The following is an 18,835-nucleotide window of genomic DNA, read 5'->3' on the forward strand; positions in this document are numbered from 1 at the left end:
ACAGCGCACGAAGCTAGACCTCTTTTCGCGGCCCGCCAATAGGGAGGGCGACAATCGAACCAACTTTGTCCTGGGTGTGGATAAACGAAGGTGCCCCGGCTACGGTGTGGCCCGTTCCGGCGAGCCCGCGAGTACCGTCCCACAGCGGTGGAGCCGCCCGTTTCCCTATCCCAGTGGGGAGTTCGACATGGACCGAAGGACCTTCAGCCGACGGATGCTGGTCGGTGGCGCGGCCGCGGCCGCGACGGGTGTGACATCGTTGTCGCTCGGAGCGGTGGAGGCGAGCTCCGCCGAGATCCCGCCCCGCACGGCCCCGGCCGGCGGCGTGGTGCGCCGACTGAAGATGTACGCGGAGAAGCTGCCGGACGGTCAGCTCGGCTACGGCTTCGAGAAGGGCAAGGCGTCGATCCCCGGCCCCCTCATCGAGCTGAACGAGGGCGACACGCTCCACATCGACTTCGAGAACCTCACCGATGCCGACACCAGCCTCCATGTCCACGGCGTGGACTACGACATCGCCAACGACGGCACCCGGATGAACAGGAGCCACGTCGAGCCCGGCGGCACCCGGACGTACACCTGGCGCACCCACGCACCGGGCCGCCGGAAGGACGGCACCTGGGAGCCGGGCAGCGCGGGCTACTGGCACTACCACGACCACGTCGTCGGCACGGACCACGGCACCGGCGGCATCCGCAAGGGTCTCTACGGTCCGGTGATCGTGCGCCGGAAGGGCGACATCCTGCCGGACCGGACGTGCACGGTCGTCTTCAACGACATGACGATCAACAACGAGCCGGACCACAACAGCGTCAACTTCGAGGCCACGGTGGGCGACCGGCTCGAATTCGTCATGATCACGCACGGCGAGTACTACCACACCTTCCACATCCACGGTCACCGCTGGGCGGACAACCGCACCGGCCTGCTGACCGGGCCCGACGACCCCAGCCGGGTGATCGACAACAAGATCTGCGGCCCGGCGGACTCCTTCGGCCTCCAGATCATCGCGGGAGAACGCGTGGGGGCGGGCGCCTGGATGTACCACTGCCATGTCCAGAGCCACTCCGACATGGGGATGGCGGGACTGCTGCTGGTCAAGAAGCCGGACGGCACGATTCCGGGGTACGAACCGCACCACCGTACGGCCGCGGGCGGGGACGCGGCGAAGAAGGCGGGAGAGGCGGCCGGGCGGGGAAGCACCGGCACTGACGCGGCTGGGGCGGGGGAGCACCGGCACTGACGCGGCCGGTCACGGATGGCCGGCGTCGTCCGCCAGCCGCCGCTGCTCCTTCTCGACGATGTGCCGGGCCAGCTCGGCGTCCGAGACGTCCACCGCGTCCGGCGTGGTCTCCGCGAGATCGCTGCGCCGCGCGTACGCGTCGAACAGCCGGTCCTTACGGGCCAGTACCTCCACCAGCCGCTGGTCCACGCTGTCCTCGGCGAGCAGCCGGTGCACCTGCACCGTGCGCACCTGGCCCATCCGGTGCGCACGGGCGACGGCCTGGTGCTCCAGCGTGGGCTTGACCTGTGGCTCGCACAGGATGACCACGGAGGCCGCCTGCAGGTTCAGGCCGGTGCCGCCCGCCTGGATCTGGCTCAGCAGCACCGCGTGCCCCTCCGCCGAGGAGAACGCGTCGGCCAGCTCCTGCCGCCGGGCCGGCGGGATGCTCCCGGAGAGCGGCCCGAAGACGTCCGGGCCCAGGGCATCGCCGACCGCCGCGAGGACGTCGCGGAAGAAGGAGAACACGACCACCTTGAGGCCGTTGTCCCGTGCTTCGCCGACCAGTTCGCGCAGCCTCTCCAGCTTGGCGGAGGACGCGGGCACCGCGTAGGCGGCCCGGCGCATCCGCATGAACCGCCCGGAGGCGACGGCCTCGCGGTACGCCTCCCGGTCCTCGGCCCCGAACTCCTCCCACTCGTCCACGTGGACCAGCGCCGGGAGTTCGGCCAGTACGTCCACCTGGTTGCGGCGCAGATAGACCGGGGCCACGGCCCGGCGGAAGGCCCGCGAACCGGCCGCGCCGTGCGTCATGCTCACCGACGGGGCGAGGTCGGGACGCAGCCGGCGCACCAGGCTGCGGAACTCCTCCACCCGGTTCTCCATCGGCGTGCCGGTCAGGAACAGCACCCGCTCCACCTGCTCCGCCCACCCCGCGACCGCACGGGACCGGCGCGTCTCGGGATTCTTCACGAAGTGCGCCTCGTCCACCACCAGCATGCCGGGCCGCACCCGCGCAGCCGCCCCCTCGGGCAGCAGCCGCAGCGCGTCGAAGGTGGTCACCGCCACCCCGCCGGTCTCCCGCCAGTCCTCGAACGCCCCGGTCCGCTCCGTTCCGTGCACCGGAACGGCGCGCAGGGTGGAGCGGGCCCGGATCTCCCGGCTCCAGTTGATCAGCACGCTCGCCGGGCAGACCACGAGGAAGTGGGTCTCGCCACGGGCGGCGAGATGGCAGAGGGCGGCGATGGCCTGCACGGTCTTGCCGAGGCCCATCTCGTCCCCGATGATCACCCGCTTCTGCGTCAGCGCGAAGCGCGCCCCGAAGGCCTGGTAGCCGCGCAACGACACCCGGAGAAACGTGTCGTCGAGCCGCAGCGCGCGCACCCGGTCCGCGATCCCGGCGGGCAGGAACCCCTCGGCCGCGTCCCGGTCCGGGCCGCTGCCGGACAGCTCCGCCAGCAGGCTGTAGTACTCGGCGGACCGCAGCTCGAAGTCCACCCACGCCTCGGCGGGGGAGGCCGGAGAGCGCAGCAGGTCGGCCGACGCCTGCGCGAAGAGGACCGGCAGCTCCCGCTGCTCGGCGTCCGCCACGGCCGACCGCACCGCGCCGAGCGCTTCGCGCACCCGCGCCCGCGTCCGGCCCCCGGCGAACAGCATCCGCAGCGGGCTCCCGGACGGCGCCGCGGATTCCACCGCCGGGCCCAGCAGCTCGCTCAGCCGGCGGGCCCCGTCCACCGCCCGGCGCGCGTCCGCACCGGCCACGACCAGCCGGTGCAGGGCGATGACCAGGGCGGTGCTCGTGTCGTCCGGGGCGTCCACGTCGATCCGCACCGAGACGGTGTCGCGCACGGCGTGGGCGATCTGTGTCGCGGCGGCCAGCGCCTGGTCGGCGGTGTGCGCCCCGACACCGGGAAGCTGCCGCAACGCGTACCGGTGCGTGCCGTGGACCTGGCCGACCGTGCCGAACCCTGCCTGCTCCAGGGCCCCGAGACGCAACCGTCCTTCCGTGACGTCCTTGAGCCGGGAGACGGGGATGTGTGCCAGCTCCCGGTCCACCAGAGTGCCGAGGAGCGGATCGAGCACGGAACGTACGGCGTCCACCGCGTCCGCCCGGTCCGCCGGCACCGCGCGGGCGGCCTCCAGCAATGCTTCCGCCCGCGCGAGCAGCTCCCGTGCCGCGCCGCCCGTGGGCACCGGACCTTCGGCCGCCCCGTGGCCCGTGCCGCCCGCCGCCCCGCTCCGCCTCATGCGCGTCGTTCTCCTCCCGGACCCCCGACGGCCCCGGGGGTCCGCTCCGTGTGCCATCGTCGCACGCACCGCCGACACCCTCGGGCGCGCTCCGGACGGGGCCCACCTCACGACCGGCGCTCCCGGCGCACCCGGACACCGGGCCGGCTCCGCCACCGGCGCCCGACGGCCCCGCCGAGCGCCGGGCGACGCACCGGTCCAACGCTTCGTTCCTGCGCCCGAGTGCTGTCTAACCTGGCCGCATGACAGACGCGATCACCGCCGCACGCGGCTCCGGCCGGGCCGGCCGGAGCGTGGGCTCCACGGCTCCCGCGGCGGATCGCGCCCCGGTCGGCCCCGCGCGGACTGCGGCCGCCGGCGTCCGGTGCAAGACTCGGAACGAGAGGAACCGCCGCGGCGCCGCACGCCGAGCGGGTTCATCCGGACCGACCGAGGAGCACACCATGATCAGCCCGATCGTCCTCGACGGAGCGCCCACCTGGGTCGATCTGGGCACTCCCGACCTCGACGGGGCCACCGCCTTCTACCGGGAGCTGTTCGGCTGGGGGCTGGTCCCCGGCGGCCCCGAGGTCGGCGGCTACGGGATGCTCACCCTGGACGGCCGGTACGTCGGCGGAGTGATGACGGTGCCCACGGAGCAGGCGCCGAGCGCCTGGTCCGTCTCGTTCCGGTCACCGGACGTCGGGGCCACCGCCGCGGCGGTCGGACGGGCCGGCGGCAGCGCCGCCTTCGAACCGATGGACGTCCTGGACTTCGGCGCCATGGGCGGCTTCACCGACCCGTCCGGCGCGTACTTCGGGGTGTGGCAGCCCAAGGACCATCCCGGCTTCGGTGTGATCCAGGAGCCGAACTCGTTCCTCTGGGCCGAGCTCTACACCCCCGACGTCCCGGCCGCGGCCGCCTTCTACACCAGCGTGTTCGGCTGGGGCACCGACGAGCTGAGGGTCGAGGGCACCGACTACACGTACACCACGGCCCACCCGGCCGGGGCGGGCCCGGACGAGTCGTTCGGCGGCCTGGTCAGGATGGGCGACGTCCCCTCCGAGGCCGCCCGCGGGCCGCACTGGCTGCCGTACTTCGCCGTGGCCGACGTGGCGGTCACGGTCGCCGAGGCCCAGCGGCTCGGCGGCACGGAGACCCTGGCCGCGATGGAGGTGCCCGGCGTCGGCACGATGGCCAACGTCGCCGACCCGTACGGGGCGGTCTTCGCGGTCATGAAGCCCGAGCCGAGGCAGTAGCCGACCGGCGGGTTGATGGATCGTTGATCGGCTGTTTATCGCCATCGGGCACCGTGTGCACCATGCTGATCAACACCGTGACCGACGACGCTCTCGCCTGGCAGGAAGCCGCGTTGTGCGCGCAGGCCGGGCCCGAGTTCTTCTTCCCGGCCCCGGGCAGTTCGACGCGCGAGGCCAAGCAGCTCTGCAACGCCTGCGAAGGGCGGCCGGCCTGCCTGGAGTACGCCCTCGCCAACGACGAGCGGTTCGGCGTCTGGGGCGGCCTGTCCGAGAAGGAGCGCGAGCGGCTGCGCAGAGAAGGACGCCGCCGGGGCTGAACGCTCCCGGCCGCTTCCCCGGCCCGTACACCGCCGGGGAAGCGGAGCCCGTCCGGCGGGAACAGGCCATGATCGACGCTCCGCCGCCCCTGCTCGTCGCCGCCCCGCCGGCGTGTACCGGACCCGAGAGCGGCTCCGGACACCCCGGCGAACCGGGCCCGGAGAGGCCGGACCGGGCGGCTCAGGCGCGGCCGCGCGCCGCCATCCGGGCCTTGCGGGCGGCGAGCTTCTCGTCGAACTTCGACGCCTCGCTGTCCAGCCCGCCCATGTACAGACCGAGCTCCTCCTGGGCCTTGGCGCCCTCCGGACCGAGCCCGTCGATGTCCATGACCTTCAGGAAGCGCAGCACGGGCTGGATCACGTCGTCGTGGTGGATGCGCATGTTGTAGATCTCGCCGATCGCCATCTGCGCGGCGGCCCGCTCGAAGCCCGGCATTCCGTGTCCGGGCATCCGGAAGTTGACGACGACGTCGCGGACGGCCTGCATGGTCAGGTCCGGGGCCAGCTCGAAGGCGGCGCCCAGGAGATTGCGGTAGAAGACCATGTGGAGGTTCTCGTCGGTCGCGATCCGGGCCAGCATCCGGTCGCAGACCGGGTCGCCGGACTGGTGGCCGGTGTTGCGGTGCGAGACACGGGTGGCCAGTTCCTGGAACGCGACGTACGCGACGGAGTGCAGCATCGAGTGCCGGTTGTCCGACTCGAAGCCCTCCGCCATGTGCGCCATGCGGAACTGCTCCAGCTTGTCCGGGTCCACGGCGCGCGAGGTGAGCAGGTAGTCGCGCATCACGATGCCGTGGCGGCCCTCCTCGGCGGTCCAGCGGTGCACCCAGGAGCCCCAGGCCCCGTCGCGGCCGAACAGGGAGGCGATCTCGTGGTGGTAGCTGGGGAGGTTGTCCTCGGTGAGGAGGTTGACCACGAGGGCGATCTTGCCGATGTCGGTGACCTTGGACTGGTCCGCCGTCCACGCCTCGCCGTCCTCGAAGACACCGGGGAAGTTCCGGCCGTCGGAGAAGGGGACGTACTCGTGGGGCATCCAGTCCTTGGCGACCTTGAGATGGCGGTTGAGTTCCTTCTCCACCACCTCTTCCAGCGCGTACAGCAGCTGGGCGTCGGTCCACGCCTTCGAACTGCCGAGGTGGGGAGAGGTGATCGTCACGGGGAGCTCCTGGGGACGGGAGAATTACCTACGGCTTCGTAGGTTACGTGACCGTAGGTTAAGGCGACCGTAAGGCCAAAACCAAGCCCGTCCCCGCCAGCGGTCCGATGCGCAGCGTCATCAACGCAGGTGAAGGCGGTACGGGGAGCTGCTGAGGCCCTTCCCGGCCCGGCGGCTCATCGACTCCACCTCACTCACCCCGTTCCCGTGCCCGCTCCCGGATCCCGGCGGAGGTACCGGCCCGTGGCGGACGTCGGATGCGCGAGCAGCTCGGTGGGCGTCCCCGCGAAGACCAGCTCCCCGCCGTGCTTGCCGCCGTCCGGACCGAGGTCGATCACCCAGTCCGCCCGCTTGACCACCTCCAGGTTGTGCTCCACGCAGATCACCGTGTTCCCCGCGTCGACCAGCCGGTCCAGCAGATCCACCAGCGCTCCCGTGTCCGCCAGGTGCAGCCCGGTCGTCGGCTCGTCCAGCACGTACACGCTGGAGGTGCGGTGCAGCTGGGTGGCGAGCTTGATGCGCTGGCGTTCACCGCCGGAGAGCGTGTTGAGAGGCTGCCCGAGCGCCAGGTAGGTGAGACCGACCTCGTCGAGCGTCCGCAGTTTCCGCAGCAGCGCCCGGTCCTCGAACACCCCGGCCGCCTCCGCCGCCGTCATCTCCAGGACGTCCGCGATCGACCGGCCCGCGACCCGGTGCTTCAGCACGTCGTCGTGGAACCTGCGGCCCTCGCACTCCGGGCAGGTCGTGGTGACGGGGTCCATGAACGCCAGATCCGTCGAGATCACCCCGCGCCCCGAGCACCCCGCGCACGCTCCCGCGGAGTTGAAGCTGAACAGCGCCGCGTCCACACCGTTCTGCCGGGCGAACGTCCTGCGGATGGCGTCCAGCGCCCCGATGTACGAGGCGGGGGTGGAGCGCGACGAGGCGGCGATCGCGCCCTGGTCGATGACGACCGCTTCCGGGTACGCCGCGGTGAACACCCGTGACACCAGCGTCGACTTGCCCGACCCCGCCACCCCCGTCACCGCGGTCAGCACCCCGGCCGGGAACGAGACGTCCAGTCCCTTGAGGTTGTGCAGATCCGCCCCGCGCACCGGGAGCCGGCCGGTGGGGGAGCGGACGACCCCCTTGACCGGGGTGCGGCGGCGCAGCGACCGGCCGGTGAGCGTATCCGCCTCACGCAACCGTGCGAACGGGCCCTCGAAGACGACGCGACCGCCGTCGGAGCCGGCCCGCGGACCCATGTCGACGACATGGTCGGCGACCGCCATCACATCCGGATCGTGCTCGACGACCAGCACCGTGTTGCCCTTGTCGCGCAGCCGCACCAGCAGCTCGCACAGCCGTCCCACATCGCGCGGATGCAGGCCGACGCTCGGCTCGTCGAGGACGAACGTCAGCCCGGTCAGCGAACTGCCCAGGTGGCGCACCATCTTGAGCCGCTGGCCCTCGCCCCCCGACAGGGTCGTGGTCTCCCGGTCCAGGCTCAGATACCCCAGCCCGATCCCGGCCAGCCGTTCCAGCCGCTCGCGGGCGGCCGCCGCGACGGGCCCGCCCACCGGGTCGTCGATGCGCTCCAGCACGCCGATGAGCTCGGAGACCTCCATCCGTCCGTAGTCGGCGGGCGAGAGGCCGTCGATCCGGGTGGCGAGCGCCGCCGCGTTCAGTCGCGCCCCGCCGCAGGCCCCGCACACCCGGTCCACCGTGAACCGGGCAGCCGCCTCGCGCCGTTTCTCGGACAGCGAGGCCGTGTCGCGTTTGAGGTACAGCCGCTCGAAACGGGTCACGATGCCCTCGAACCTCATCTCCGCCGACGCGGTCCGCATATCGACGCGGACGGTGAACCCCGAACCATGAAGGAGCAGTTGACGCTCGTCCTCGCCGAACTCGGCCAGTGGCAGATCGTTGTCGAAGCGCCCGGACCCTCCGTACAGGCTCCACTCCCAACTGCCCACCGAGAGGCCGGGCAGCAGCAGCGCGCCCTGGTTCAGCGACTTCGACCAGTCGATCGCCCGGTCGAGATCCAGGTGGACGGTGCGCCCCACCCCGTCGCACTCCGGACACATCCCGGCGGGGTCGTTGAACGAGTACGCGCTCGCCCCGCCCGCGCTCCGCGTCCCGCACCGGGAGAACAGCACCCGGATCACCGACCAGATGTCTGTCGCCGTGCCCACCGTGGACCGGACGCTGCCGCCCAGCGGCTTCTGGTCGATCACGATGGCCACCGACAGGTCCTCGACGGACTCGACGTGCGGGCGCTCGTACTTCGGCAACCGGTTGCGCAGGAACGAGGTGAACGTCTCGGTCAGCTGCCGCTGCGACTCCACGGCGATCGTGTCGAAGACGACCGAGGACTTCCCGGAACCGGAGACACCGGTGAAGACGGTGATCCGGCCCTTGGGGATGCGGAGGGAGACATCGCGGAGATTGTTCTCGCGCGCGCCGGTGATGACGATGTCGCGGTGGGCGGAGCCGGGGGCGTCCGGCTCCGCGCCGTGCTCGTACTCGGGAAGGCGGTTCATGTGCGCGACGTTAGGCGGGATACCGGACAGCTTCTGGCGCCTTTTCGGGGCGATGTGCGGGTGCGCCGCAGGAAGCCGCTCAGCGGCCCTCGCGCACCGCCTCCGGCGTCGTGTCCCGCAGCTCGCCGTCGAGCCGGAGCCACCGGGTGATCCCGATCGACTCCAGGAACGGCACATCGTGACTCGCCACGATCAACGCCCCCTCGTACGCCGCCAGCGCCTCGGTCAGCCGCCGGGCGCTCGCCAGGTCGAGGCTGTTCGTCGGCTCGTCGAGCAGCAGCAGGCGGGGCGCCGGGTCGGCCAGCAGCAGCATCGCCAGGGTCGCCCGAAACCGCTCCCCGCCCGACAGGGTGGACGCCGGGCGGTCCGCCGCCGCCCCCTTGAACAGGAAACGGGCCAGCCGGGCCCGGACCGCGTTCTCCGTACGGTCCGGGGCCGCGCGTGCCACGTTCCGCGCCACCGACGCGTCGTCGTCCAGCACGTCCAGCCGCTGCGGCAGGAACCCCGTCGCCACCGACGGCGCCGCCTCGCCGGAGAGCGGCGACAGCTCGCCCGCGATGGTCCGCAGCAGTGCCGTCTTGCCCGCCCCGTTGCGCCCGGTCAGCGCGATCCGCTCCGGGCCCCGCACCAGCAGCTCGCCCCGCAGCGGCGGACCGTACGGCGGCACCGGATCACGCAGCAGCAGCACCTCGCTGCCCGGATGGACCCGGGTGTCCGGCAGCTCGATCCGGATCTCCTCGTCCGCGCGCACCGCCGCCTCCGCCTCGTCCAGGCGCTCCTCGGCCGCCGCCAGCCGCTCGGTGTGCAGGATGCGGTGCTTGCCGGCCGACACCTGGGCCGCGCGCCTGTGCTGCCCCATCACCACCTTGGGCTCGCGCCTGGTGTCCCACATCTTCTGCCCGTAGCGTCTGCGACGGGCCAACGTGACGTGTGCGGCGGCCAGTTCGCGCTTCTGCCGCTGCACGTCCGACTCGGCGACCCGCACCATCCGCTCAGCCGCCTCCTGCTCGACGGCGAGCGCCCTCTCGTACGCCGACAGATTTCCGCCGTACCAGGTGACCGAGCCCTCACGCAGATCCGCGATCCGGTCCACCCGTTCCAACAGCTCCCGGTCGTGGCTCACGACGAGCAGCGCCCCCGTCCAGGCGTCGACCGCGTCGTACAGACGGCGACGGGCGTGCGCGTCCAGGTTGTTCGTCGGCTCGTCCAGCAGCAGCACCCCTGGCCGGCGCAGCAGCAGCGCGGCCAGCCGCAGCAGGACGCACTCGCCGCCCGACATCTCCCCGACGGTGCGGTCGAGCCCGATGTGTCCGAGTCCCAGCCCGTCCAGAGCCGCGAGGGACCTCTCCTCGACGTCCCAGTCGTCGCCGATGACCGCGAAGTGCTCCGCCCGGACGTCGCCCGACTCGACGGCGTCCAGCGCCGCGCGCCGCTCCGCGATCCCGAGCACCTGATCGACGCGCAGCGCGGTGTCCAGGACCACGGTCTGCGGAAGGTGGCCGAGTTCGCCACGGATCCTGATCACCCCCGCGTGCGGGGCGAGTTCACCGGCGATCAGCCGCAACAGGGTGGACTTGCCGCACCCGTTGAGCCCGATGAGCCCGGTGCGGCCGGGGCCCGCGGAGAAGTCGAGGCCGGTGAAGACCTCGCCGCCGTCGGGCCAGCGGAAGGAGAGGGAGGTACAGCTGATGTGGGTGTCGTCGGCAGGCATGCGGAACTCCCGTGAACGTCGGGGAAGAAGAGGACGGCTGGAGGCCGAGATCGCACACGGGCGCTCCGGCCGCGGCATGGCGCGGCGGGCGCTGCACGGTGTGCACAGGACCTCAGATCAGCAACGTCCCACTCCGATCGACGACGACAGGGACGCTCACGACGGTAGGGCCGGGAAGCGGACCGGGCAACCGGATTTACGGTGCGGTCAGCGGTCCTCGCCGAGCAGGTCGGTCAGGTCCCGGTCCATGTCCAGATACAGGTGCTCGTCACCTGCCGGGACCAGCTCCTGTGCCCGCTGGAGGAAGCGCCGCAGCTCCTCGGTGCGCACATGGACCATGGCGACGCCCTCGGGCGCGTGGAACTCCAGCACCGTCCGGTCGTAGCCGAACGGCCGGACCCGCACATCCCCCTGTCCCGCCGGGTTGTCCACCCCGGTGGTCAGCAGCTCGCGGGAGAACTCCCACGACACCTCGGTGCCCTCCAGGGTCGCCGGGGCCGGGAACGCCATGCGGACGGCGAAGGGATACGCCCGGTCGTAGCTGAGCATGGCGGGCAGGGTCTCCATCCGCGGCGCGGACGCGACCATGCGAGCCTGCACGGACTGCTCGATAACGCTGGACAAGGCCTGCTCCCTCTCGCTGCTGGGTGAACGGTTCCCGGCATTGGAGTAGACGACGGAACCCTTCGTTTCGTGCACCGGCGCGCGGAGTGAGCTGCGTCACCGGTTCCGGCCGGCCCCGCCGCGCCTCCGCGCACCCCCCTCCTGCCCGCTCGGCGGCGACGCACCCTGGACGGGCCGGAACCCGTCGGCTAGCTTCCTGCGCCATGAAGGCCATGGGGAACACGAGACGGCTGATGGCACTGGTGACCGGCGGGGCGGCCCTGGCCGCCGCACTGGTCGCACCGGGCGCGCACGCGGCGGAACACCCGGACGGGAAGCAGGTCTTCCGGGAGGCGGCCGTCCGCGGACCGCTGCCCGGCTGGAAGCTCACCGACACCGGCACGACCGCCCGCTTCCGGGGGCTCGCGGCGGTCAGCCGCAGCACTGCCTGGGTCGCCGGGTCGAAGGGCACGGTCCTGCGCACGGCGGACGGCGGCCGTACCTGGCTCGACGTGTCACCGCCGGGCGCGGCCGAACTCGAACTACGGGACATCGAGGCATTCGACGGGAGGCGGGCCGTCGCCCTGGCCATCGGCGAGGGCGAGGCGTCCCGCGTCCTGCGCACCGAGGACGGCGGGGCGACCTGGACCGAGTCCTTCCGCAACACCGACCCGCGCGCCTTCTTCAACTGCCTGACCTTCTTCGACAGCCGGCACGGCCTCGCGGCGGGCGACCCGGTGGACGGGAAGTTCCGCCTCCTGTCCACGGCGGACGGCGGCCGCTCCTGGCGGGTTCTGCCGAACGCCGGGATGCCCGACGCCCTGCCGGGTGAGGCGGGGTTCGCCGCGAGCGGCCAGTGCCTGGTCAGCTCCGGCCCGAAGGACGTCTGGCTGACCACCGGGGGAGCGGAGACCGCCCGCGTCCTGCACTCGCGGGACCGGGGCCTGACGTGGACGGCGAGCGCCTCGACCCTCCCGGCGGGCGACCCGGCGCGAGGCGTCTTCGCCGTCGCCTTCCGCGACCGGGGCCACGGCATCGCGGTCGGCGGCGACTACCGGGCCGACCAGGAATCGCCGCGTGCCGCCGCCGTGACCGGGAACGGCGGCCGGACCTGGCGGCAGGCGGCCACCCCGCCGCCCGCCTACCGCTCCGGCGTCGCCTGGCTCCCGCACAGCCGCACCGCCGCCCTGGCCGTCGGTCCGACCGGCACCGACCTCACCCTGGACGCCGGGCGCACCTGGCGGACGCTCGACACCGGCTCGTACGACACCGTCGACTGCACGCCGGACCGGGGCTGCTGGGCGGCCGGCGAGAAGGGGCGGGTGGCCCGGCTGGGGTTCTAGGGTCTTCCGTTCGGATCAGGCCGGTCCGATCCGAACGGCGCATCCTCGTTCCGGCGGCGGCCCTACGAGGCGTCCAGCACCTCGCGCAGCCGCTCGGCGAACTCGTCCGGCTTGCCCGGGTAGCCGAACTCCCCGTCCACGAAACCGGCGTGGTGGCTCGGGAAGACGGCCACCCGCTGCCCGAGCAGTTCGGCGGTGGCGACCGAGGTCCGCCCGGTCTGCACCGCCTGCGACTCCTCGCCGACGGCGATCACCACACGGGTGGTCGCCGCCGCGATCGCCTCGACGTCCGGCCGGTGGTCGCTGATCGCCCAGGACCGGTCGGACAGCAGCGGGTCCTCGCGGGAGCCGTCGTCCTCGGTGGGCATGCCGAACGCGGCGGGGTCGGGCGCCGGCCGGGCGAAGTACGCCTCGGTGAACTCGCCCTCCCACGAGGTCATCGCCACGAACGCGGCCATTCCGGCGCCCCACCCCCGCTTCTCGTACGCGTCCCGGACCCCGGCCCGCGCGCGGACGGCCGCCGGCCCGTCCGGGGTGAGCGTGATGAGCGGCGGCTCGTGCGCGACGAGGGTCGTCACGTCCGCGGGGTGGCGTGCCACCAGGGCGAGGGCGACGACCGCGCCGCCGCTGCTGGCGAACATCTCGACCGGCCCGGCGCCGACCGCCTCGACGACGGCGTGCACGTCGTCGGCCAGCATCTCGGGCGTGTACTCCACCCGGCCGTCCTTGCGGGTGGAGCGGCCGAGCCCCCGCGGGTCGTAGGTGACCACGGTCCGATCGGGGAAGCGCGCGGCCAGAGCGGCGAACCCGGTGGCGTCCATGGGGTGCCCGATCAGGACGAGCGGCGGTCGGCCGTCGGCGGTGGGCAGGGGGCCGCGAACGTCGTGGACGAGGTCGGCGCCGGCTGTGGTGAGTGTGTAGGTCTCCATACCCGTGCAGACCGGCCCCGTCCCGAAGACTCATCGGTGGCGGGGTACCCGCCCGGAACCTCCGACCGCTACGGCAGCCGTCGCCCGATGCCGACGCGCTACGGCTGCTGCCGGTAGGGGGCGAGCTCCGGCGCGGTCCTGGTGGCGATGAACTCGGTGATCCGGTACGCGCACACGCCGTGCGCGGCGAACGGGTCGGCGGCCGCGATCCCCTCGATCGCCGTCCGGTCCTCCCCGGCCGCCAGGATCACCCCGCCGTCCCGCGGGTTCTTGCGGCCCGAGGCGATGAAGACGCCCGCCGTGTACTGCTCGTCGAGCCATGCGATGTGCTCCGCCATCAGCGCGTCCACGCGTTCGACCGGCGCGATGTAGGTCAATTCGAGTACGAACATGATCGTCAGGCTACGGGACGCCGGCCGCCGCGAGGACGGACATCATCGCCGCGAGCGACAGGGGAGGCCCTCCGCCGCGGCCTCCTCGGTCTCCCGGACCCGGCCGAAGGATCGTGGCGCCGCCGCCCGCACCCGGTAATTCCCGGCGCCCGCGGACCTCGCGGCGCACCCGGTCATGGGGCGGTCCCGCCGGCGCATAGGCTTCCGGGTATGACGAGCTCCCCCTCCCCCGCCCACGAGACCCCCGCCGACGAAGCCGAGGGCCGGGCGGTCCAGGACCGGTTGCGCGGCCGGGTGATCCTCGACGAGGTGGGGCCGGAGCCGGGAACGGGGCTGATCACCGGGGTGGACGTGGCCTACGACGACGAGAAGGACGTCGTCGTCGCGGCGGCCGTGGTGCTGGACGCCGCGACGCTGGAGACGGTCGAGGAGGCCACCGCCGTCGGCAGGATCGCCTTCCCGTACGTCCCCGGACTGCTGGCCTTCCGGGAGATCCCGACGGTGCTGGAGGCGCTGGAGGAGCTCAGCGTGGAACCGGGTCTCGTGGTCTGCGACGGCTACGGTCTGGCGCACCCGCGCCGCTTCGGGCTCGCCAGCCACCTGGGCGTGCTCACCGGACTGCCGGTGATCGGCGTCGGCAAGAACCCGTTCACGTTCACCTACGAGGCCCCCGGCCCCCGGCGCGGTGACTCCTCGCCGTTGCTGGACGGCGACGAGGTGGTCGGCCGGGCCCTGCGGACACGGGAGAACACCAGCCCGGTGTTCGTCTCGGTGGGCCACCGCATCAGCCTCGACAACGCCTGCGCCCACACGCTCCGCCTCTCCGGCCGCTACCGCCAGCCGGAGAGCACCCGGCGGGCGGACGCCCTGTGCCGGCGGGTCCTGCGGGAGGCGACCGCCTGAACGCGGCCGCCCGGAAGGGCGGTCCGGGGCGGCGGCAGCATGTCCCGTCAGGAGGCGTGCGGGGAGGCCCGGCGTCCCTTGCCTGCCCCGTCGGAGCGGTGGCGGAGACGGCATGCGCCCCCGGCGGCGAAACCGTCCCGGCCGGCGCGTTCCCGGCGCCGTTCGCGCCGTCCACCGAGGTGAACCCTTCGCCGGCCGCATCACGGACCGGCCCCTGCGCGGGTGCGCGGAGCGCCCGGCCGCCCGCGTGACGTTCCAGGACGGGAACAGTCCCGCAACTGAGTACGTGTACGGATGGCATAGATCCGTACGGCTGGGCAGGCTGAACACATGAACGCCACTCGCACAGCAGTCCGCCCTGCCTCCTTCGACCCGGCCCAGCGCCGCATGGCGCTCGGCATGCTCCTCGGGAGCGCCGCCGGACTCGTCTGGCTGGGCGCGATGCTCTACACGCTGGCCGGCTGGATCCTCTGACCGTCGGGGCCCGCACCGAGGCCCGGCTGCCGGGCCGCACCGGCCACGTCCCGAGGCCCTAGCGCACCGCCACCACCCGGAACCGCAGCCCCGCCGCCGTCAGCCGGTCCAGCAGCGCGTCGCCCATGGCCACCGCCGTGGTCACCTGCCCTGAGGTCTCCGGCAGTTCGTCCAGGGCCAGGCACACCGCCGACTCGGCCAGGATCTTCGCCGTCTCGCCGTACCCCGGATCGCCGCCGGACACCTCGGTGAAGACGCGCCTCCCGCCGCCCTCCCCGATGAAGCGGACGGTGAACCAGCTCCGCTCGCGGCGCGCCTCGTCCGGTCCCCGACCCGCCTCGTAACGCCCCATCAGCCACTCCCGTACGCCCTCGACCTGCGCGGCGGCCACCAGCGCGCCGATCGCCGCCGGGGCGCCCAGGGCCATCGGCAGCGTCTTGACCGAGGCGAAGTGGCGGTAGCCGAAGTCGGGGCCGTACCGCTCCAGCGCCCGTGCGGAACGTCCCACGATCGCCGGGTCCACCGTCGGCAGCGGCAGCGCCCAGGTGCCGACCGATCCGTTGAAGTGCGGGGAGCCCGCGGGGGTGCGGACCCGGCGGCCCACCAGGCGCGGTTCGTGCAGCCGGCGTTCCCGCGCGGCGGCCAGCATCTGCGGCCCCCGGCCGATCGCGGTCAGCGCCGAGGCGAACGTCCCTCCCGAGAACACCGCGTTGGTCCGCACGAATCCGTCCACGGCCAGCGGCACGCCCTCGGGAAGCTGCTGGACGGTGAACCAGACGCCCAGGTCGTGCGGGACGGAGTCGAAGCCGCAGGCGTGCACGAGGCGCGCGCCCGTCTCACGGGCGCGCGCGTCGTTCTCCAGATACATCCGGTCGATGAACTCCGCCTCGCCCGTGAGGTCCGCGTAGTCCGTCCCGGCCTCCGCGCAGGCGGTGACGAGCTTCTCGCCGTAGCGGATGTACGGCCCCACCGTCGAGGCCACCACCCGCGTGGAGGCCGCCAGTCGGGCCAGCGCCTCCGCGTCGTCCGCGTCCGCCTCCACCAGCGGCAGCTCCGCGCAGGCCGGGTCGATCGCGGTGAGCCGCCGGCGCAGCGCCTCCAGCTTGGCCCGGCTGCGGCCGGCCACCGCCCAGCGGAGCCCGGTGGGGGCGTGGGCCGCCAGATACTCGGCGGTGAGGGTTCCCACGAAGCCGGTGGCGCCGAAGAGGACCACGTCCCAGGTGCGTGTCGCGTCCTTCTGCCTGTTCACGAGTACCTCCGCCGGGAGCCGTTGCCGATGTGGCAGGCAGAGGGTAGCGGAGAGCGCTGTGGCGGCGTCGGGCCGGGCGGGCGGGATGCGGGAGGATCGGAGAAAAGAACTAAGCGCTTGCTCGCCCTGAGGGGTTGTGCGGAGCCGGGCGCGTTCTTAGCATCATTGATGTTACATCGGTTGTGTCACACCTCTGGGGGCTCACAGATGGCGAAAGGCCCAACGTCCGGGCACGGTCCGCTGACCGGGGTCCGGGTCGTCGAACTGGCGGGCATCGGCCCCGGGCCGTTCGCCGCGATGCTGCTGGCGGACCTGGGCGCCGACGTCGTCCGCGTCGACCGGCCCGGTGGCTCGGTGCTCGGCATCGACCCGGCGTACGACATCACCAACCGCAACAAGCGCTCCGTCCTCCTGGACCTCAAGAGCGACGAAGGGCCGGCCCGCGTCCTCGATCTCGTCGAACGCGCCGACGTCCTCATCGAGGGTTACCGCCCCGGCGTCGCCGAACGTCTCGGGATCGGGCCCGACGCCTGCCTCGCCCGCAACCCGCGGCTCGTGTACGGCCGGATGACCGGCTGGGGCCAGGACGGCCCGCTGGCCGGGCGCGCCGGGCACGACATCGCCTACCTCGCGCTCTCCGGCACCCTGTCGATGATCGGCAAGCCGGACGAGCCGCCCACCGTCCCCGCCAACCTGGTCGGCGACTACGCGGGCGGCTCGCTCTACCTCGTCGTCGGCGTCCTCGCGGCCCTCCAGCACGCCCGCGCCCAGGGCGAGGGCCAGGTGGTCGACGCCGCCATCGTGGACGGTGCCGCCCACCTGTCCTCGATGATCCACGGCATGCTGGCCGCGGGGAGCTGGCAGGACCGGCGCGGCGCCAACCTGCTCGACGGCGGTTGCCCGTTCTACGGCACCTACGCCACCTCCGACGGCGGCCATATGGCGGTCGGCCCGCTGGAGGGGCAGTTCTACGCGGAGTTCGTCCGGCTCCTCGGCATCGCCGACGCCTTCCCCGACCGCTGGGACCTCGCCCGCTGGGACGACCTGCGCGCCGCCGTCACCGCACGCTTCCTCACCCGTACGCGCGCCGAATGGACCGAGGTCTTCGAGGGCACCGACGCCTGCGTGGCCCCCGTCCTCTCCCTCGCCGAGGCCCCGCACCACCCGCACCTCGCCGCCCGCTCCACCTTCGTCGAGCACGGCGGACAGACCCAGCCCGCCCCCGCCCCCCGCTTCTCGGCCACCCCCGTCTCCGTCCGCAGCGGACCCGCGCGGCCGGGTGCCGACACGGACTCCGTGGCCGCCGACTGGGACGTACCGGGGCTCCGGCCCCCCTCTCACGACTAGGAGACCGCGTGCAACGGCAGATCTTCACCGAGGAACACGACGCGTTCCGCGAGACCGTCCGGGCCTTCCTGGCCAAGGAGGTCCTCCCGCACTACGAGCAGTGGGAGCAGGACGGCATCGTCTCCCGCGACGCCTGGCTCGCCGCCGGGCGCGCCGGACTGCTGGGCCTCGCCGTCCCGGAGGAGTACGGGGGCGGCGGCAGCGACGACTTCCGCTACAGCGCCGTCCTGGCCGAGGAGTTCACCCGCGCCGGGGCCGCCGGGCTCGCCATCGGCCTGCACAACGACATCATCGGCCCCTACCTCACGGGCCTGGCCACCGACGAGCAGAAGCGCCGCTGGCTCCCCGGCTTCTGCTCCGGCGAGACCATCACCGCCATCGCCATGACCGAGCCGGGCGCGGGCTCCGACCTCCAGGGCATCCGCACCACCGCCGAGGACAAGGGCGACCACTGGCTGCTCAACGGCTCCAAGACCTTCATCTCCAACGGCATCCTCGCCGACCTGGTCGTCGTCGTGACGAAGACCACCCCGGACGGCGGCGCCAAGGGCCTCTCCCTCATCGTCGTCGAACGCGGCGCGGAAGGGTTCGAGCGCGGCCGCAACCTCGACAAGATCGGCCAGAAGTCCCAGGACACCGCCGAGTTGTTCTTCAACGACGTCCGCGTCCCCAAGGAGAACCTCCTCGGGACGCGGGACGGCGCGTTCCTCCACCTGATGACCAACCTGGCCCAGGAGCGCATGGGCATAGCGGTCGCCGGGATCGCCGCCGCCGAACACCTGTTGGAGATCACCACCCAGTACGTCAAGGAGCGCGAGGCGTTCGGCCGCCCGCTGGCCAAACTCCAGCACATCCGCTTCGAGATCGCCGAGATGGCCACCGAGTGCGCCGTCACCCGGACCTTCCTCGACCGGTGCATCGTCGACCACTCCGACGGGGTCCTGGACGCCGTCCACGCCTCCATGGCGAAGTGGTGGGCCACCGAACTGCAGAAGCGCGTGGCCGACCGCTGCCTCCAACTCCACGGAGGCTACGGCTACATGAGTGAGTACAAGGTCGCCAAGGCATTCACCGACGGCCGTATCCAGACCATCTACGGCGGCACGACCGAGATCATGAAGGAGATCATCGGCCGTTCGCTGCTCGCCTGACGCCCTCCCACCGCGCCGACCATCACCCTCG

The 18,835-nt window shown here is 72.7% G+C and carries 16 protein-coding genes; 8 read left to right on the top strand and 8 right to left on the bottom strand.

Annotated elements, in window-relative coordinates; translation table 11 throughout:
* Positions 1-187 precede the first annotated feature (187 nt).
* Complete coding sequence (locus QFZ71_RS27555) at positions 188-1,243, top strand: multicopper oxidase domain-containing protein (RefSeq protein ID WP_307670855.1); 1,056 nt, start codon at positions 188-190, stop codon at positions 1,241-1,243.
* 9 nt (positions 1,244-1,252) lie between these two features.
* Here the strand turns inward: QFZ71_RS27555 and QFZ71_RS27560 are convergent, their stop codons facing one another.
* Complete coding sequence (locus QFZ71_RS27560; RefSeq protein ID WP_307670856.1) at positions 1,253-3,469, bottom strand: DEAD/DEAH box helicase; 2,217 nt, start codon at positions 3,467-3,469, stop codon at positions 1,253-1,255.
* Positions 3,470-3,912: 443 nt separating this feature from the next.
* On the opposite strand from QFZ71_RS27560, the gene QFZ71_RS27565 reads away from it, so the two are divergent.
* On the top strand, positions 3,913-4,707 hold the full coding sequence (locus tag QFZ71_RS27565; protein WP_307670857.1) for a VOC family protein: 795 nt from the start codon (positions 3,913-3,915) through the stop codon (positions 4,705-4,707).
* A gap of 62 nt (positions 4,708-4,769) precedes the next feature.
* Positions 4,770-5,024: a WhiB family transcriptional regulator gene (locus tag QFZ71_RS27570; RefSeq protein ID WP_307670858.1), complete on the top strand. Its 255-nt coding sequence runs from the start codon at positions 4,770-4,772 to the stop codon at positions 5,022-5,024.
* Positions 5,025-5,205: 181 nt separating this feature from the next.
* On the opposite strand, the gene QFZ71_RS27575 is transcribed toward QFZ71_RS27570, so the two are convergent.
* The 4 genes from QFZ71_RS27575 to QFZ71_RS27590 form a co-directional block, all read right to left on the bottom strand.
* A complete protein-coding gene (locus QFZ71_RS27575; protein WP_307670859.1) occupies positions 5,206-6,180 on the bottom strand; it encodes an acyl-ACP desaturase in 975 nt (324 codons plus the stop codon).
* Between the two features lie 194 nt (positions 6,181-6,374).
* Positions 6,375-8,702 carry an excinuclease ABC subunit UvrA gene (locus tag QFZ71_RS27580; RefSeq protein ID WP_307670860.1) on the bottom strand — a complete coding sequence of 776 codons (2,328 nt, stop codon included), beginning with the start codon at positions 8,700-8,702 and terminating at the stop codon, positions 6,375-6,377.
* 79 nt (positions 8,703-8,781) lie between these two features.
* Positions 8,782-10,413 carry an ABC-F family ATP-binding cassette domain-containing protein gene (locus QFZ71_RS27585; protein ID WP_307670861.1) on the bottom strand — a complete coding sequence of 544 codons (1,632 nt, stop codon included), beginning with the start codon at positions 10,411-10,413 and terminating at the stop codon, positions 8,782-8,784.
* A gap of 207 nt (positions 10,414-10,620) precedes the next feature.
* Positions 10,621-11,037: an SsgA family sporulation/cell division regulator gene (locus tag QFZ71_RS27590; RefSeq protein ID WP_307670862.1), complete on the bottom strand. Its 417-nt coding sequence runs from the start codon at positions 11,035-11,037 to the stop codon at positions 10,621-10,623.
* Between the two features lie 233 nt (positions 11,038-11,270).
* Between QFZ71_RS27590 and QFZ71_RS27595 the strand changes: the two genes are divergently transcribed.
* Positions 11,271-12,359, top strand: coding sequence for a WD40/YVTN/BNR-like repeat-containing protein (locus tag QFZ71_RS27595; protein WP_373465213.1), 1,089 nt, complete (start codon positions 11,271-11,273; stop codon positions 12,357-12,359).
* Positions 12,360-12,421: 62 nt separating this feature from the next.
* On the opposite strand, the gene QFZ71_RS27600 is transcribed toward QFZ71_RS27595, so the two are convergent.
* Positions 12,422-13,288 carry an alpha/beta fold hydrolase gene (locus tag QFZ71_RS27600; RefSeq protein ID WP_307670864.1) on the bottom strand — a complete coding sequence of 289 codons (867 nt, stop codon included), beginning with the start codon at positions 13,286-13,288 and terminating at the stop codon, positions 12,422-12,424.
* 98 nt (positions 13,289-13,386) lie between these two features.
* Positions 13,387-13,680, bottom strand: a complete 294-nt coding sequence (locus tag QFZ71_RS27605) for a YciI family protein (RefSeq protein WP_307670865.1) — start codon at positions 13,678-13,680, stop codon at positions 13,387-13,389.
* A 210-nt stretch (positions 13,681-13,890) separates the two neighbouring features.
* On the opposite strand from QFZ71_RS27605, the gene QFZ71_RS27610 reads away from it, so the two are divergent.
* Complete coding sequence (locus tag QFZ71_RS27610; RefSeq protein WP_307670866.1) at positions 13,891-14,583, top strand: endonuclease V; 693 nt, start codon at positions 13,891-13,893, stop codon at positions 14,581-14,583.
* Between the two features lie 330 nt (positions 14,584-14,913).
* Positions 14,914-15,057, top strand: coding sequence for a morphogenic membrane protein MmpA (gene mmpA, locus QFZ71_RS27615; RefSeq protein WP_307670867.1), 144 nt, complete (start codon positions 14,914-14,916; stop codon positions 15,055-15,057).
* 58 nt (positions 15,058-15,115) lie between these two features.
* On the opposite strand, the gene QFZ71_RS27620 is transcribed toward mmpA, so the two are convergent.
* Positions 15,116-16,306, bottom strand: a complete 1,191-nt coding sequence (locus QFZ71_RS27620; protein ID WP_307670868.1) for a trans-acting enoyl reductase family protein — start codon at positions 16,304-16,306, stop codon at positions 15,116-15,118.
* 207 nt (positions 16,307-16,513) lie between these two features.
* Here QFZ71_RS27620 and QFZ71_RS27625 point away from each other — a divergent pair, with 207 nt between their 5' ends.
* Together QFZ71_RS27625 and QFZ71_RS27630 are read left to right on the top strand one after the other, a co-directional pair.
* Complete coding sequence (locus QFZ71_RS27625) at positions 16,514-17,653, top strand: CaiB/BaiF CoA-transferase family protein (protein WP_307670869.1); 1,140 nt, start codon at positions 16,514-16,516, stop codon at positions 17,651-17,653.
* A gap of 8 nt (positions 17,654-17,661) precedes the next feature.
* On the top strand, positions 17,662-18,804 hold the full coding sequence (locus QFZ71_RS27630; protein ID WP_307670870.1) for an acyl-CoA dehydrogenase family protein: 1,143 nt from the start codon (positions 17,662-17,664) through the stop codon (positions 18,802-18,804).
* Positions 18,805-18,835 lie beyond the last annotated feature (31 nt).

The organism is Streptomyces sp. V2I9 (assembly GCF_030817475.1).
Lineage (GTDB): Bacteria > Actinomycetota > Actinomycetes > Streptomycetales > Streptomycetaceae > Streptomyces.